A 475-nucleotide genomic window follows, 5' to 3' on the forward strand; every position below is an offset into this window, starting at 1 on the left:
ACATTGTATTTTTCAATACCCTTTTTCCAAGCATCTTCCCCTCTATCTAATGATAAAAAAACGTACGCTGCATCTTTATAATTTTCTTGTAAAGCTTTTACTTTTGGCATACCTTTTATACAGTCTCCACACCATGATGCCCAAATATCAATAACAATGGTTTTGCCTTTGTGCTTGTTTAAAATAGATTGAAATGTTACGTTTTCACCATTTAACGTTACAAATGTATCATTTAGAGCTTTTTCATTAAATTGGGTTGGCTCTTGTGATTTACAACTAAAAAGAGCTGTTAATGCCAATAGAATTACATATACTTTTTTCATTGATTTATTTTTTTAATAGAATTTCCGCTTGTGCGAAAATGAAAATTATTTAAGTTTTACTTTAGGATCTAACCAAGCGTAAATTAAGTCGACAAATATATTAATCATTACAAACAAAGTAGCAATTACTAATACGGCTCCCATAATTACAG

General features: G+C 29.5%; 1 protein-coding gene and 1 pseudogene. Both read right to left on the reverse strand.

The window, feature by feature from the left end:
- On the reverse strand, nucleotides 1-323 hold a 323-nt coding region (locus FUA24_RS08025), incomplete at its 3' end, for a TlpA family protein disulfide reductase (RefSeq protein WP_148541232.1).
- Between the two features lie 45 nt (nucleotides 324-368).
- A pseudogene (locus FUA24_RS25760) lies at nucleotides 369-475 on the reverse strand (ABC transporter permease); the annotation flags it as partial.

It is taken from the genome of Seonamhaeicola marinus (genome assembly GCF_008085455.1).